Origin of the sequence: Listeria immobilis (assembly GCF_014322765.1) — a bacterium.
Lineage (GTDB): Bacteria > Bacillota > Bacilli > Lactobacillales > Listeriaceae > Listeria > Listeria immobilis.
In genome coordinates, this window is sequence record NZ_JAASTZ010000039.1 from 1 (window position 1) to 1,151 (window position 1,151).

Annotated in this window: 2 protein-coding genes; both read left to right on the top strand. The window is 40.8% G+C overall.

The features are described 5' to 3' along the window. Positions 1-186, top strand: a 186-nt coding sequence (locus HCJ50_RS15555; RefSeq protein ID WP_187127569.1) for a phage holin, incomplete at its 5' end; no start/stop codon positions are given. A gap of 2 nt (positions 187-188) precedes the next feature. Then, on the top strand, positions 189-1,133 hold the full coding sequence (locus HCJ50_RS15560; protein WP_185344853.1) for an N-acetylmuramoyl-L-alanine amidase: 945 nt from the start codon (positions 189-191) through the stop codon (positions 1,131-1,133). The last annotated feature ends 18 nt before the right edge of the window (positions 1,134-1,151 follow it).

Genomic DNA, 1,151 nt, shown 5'->3' on the forward strand with positions numbered 1-1,151 from the left:
TTCATTGTGCAAGCGGTGTTGCTTGTGTTCGGGATTTCATGGGATTATAACGAATTGCTACAGCGACTTATCACCGTTGTTGCGGGAATTTTTGCATTTTGGGGGCTTATCATCGACCCTACAACCGCAGGAACAGGTGATAGTGAACAGGCGAAGGAATACACTGAACCACGAAAGGATGAATAGCAATGAGTAAATATAATATTTCACGCGGTCATTCAGATAAATGTATCGGAGCAGATGACATTTTAAGTGAAATAAAAGAAGCGGAAAAAGTACTAAATGCAACAAGTAGCGCATTTAAATCAGCAGGTCATAGCGTTCGTACGCTAATTGACAGAACTAGCACAACACAGAATCAAAATCTTACTAAAATTGTGAACTGGCACAACGCTAGTCCCGCGAACTTAGAAATTAGTGTGCATTTGAATGCAGGCGGGGGAACAGGTTGCGAAGTCTGGTATTATGCAGGCGATTCGAAAGGTAAAAAATATGCTACAGCTGTAAGTGCGGAAATGGCGAAAGCGCTCGGACTTCCGAATCGCGGTGCAAAAGCGACGAAAGATTTACGTTTCTTGAATTCAACAAAACACACAGCTATCTTGCTAGAAATTTGCTTTGTTGATAGAAAAGAAGACGCGAATGCGATTCACAAATCGGGAATGTACGAGAAAATCGGGAACGCTATTGTGAAAGGCGTGACAGGTAAGACCGTAGAGCCAAAAAATCCGAACAGGCATGAAGGGAAAGTGGTTGATAGCGCGCCGCTACTGCCGAAAATGGACTTTAAGTCAAATCCCGTTCGCATGTATAAAGCAGGAACGAAGTTTTTAGTATACGAACACAATAAGTACTGGTATAAAACGTATATTAACAACAAGCTATATTATATGTATAAAAGTTTTTGTGTTGTCGCGGGGAAAAAAGACTCGAAAGGTCGCATTCCTGTTCGCATTAAATCGGCGAAAGATTTGCGAATTCCGGTTTGGGATAACACGAAATTGAATTCCGGTAAGATTAAGTGGTATAAAGTAGGAACGAAATTGGCGTGGTATGACAACAAAAAAGGTTATTTAGAACTTTGGTATGACAAGGACGGCTGGTATTACACAGCTAACTATTTTTTAAAATAATTTTGATGCCCTCGCGTT

What these genes read in the sequence shown, in the direction of transcription:
- HCJ50_RS15560 (WP_185344853.1), top strand. Translation starts at nt 189, where the DNA reads ATGAGTAAATATAATATTTCACGCGGTCATTCAGATAAATGTATCGGA.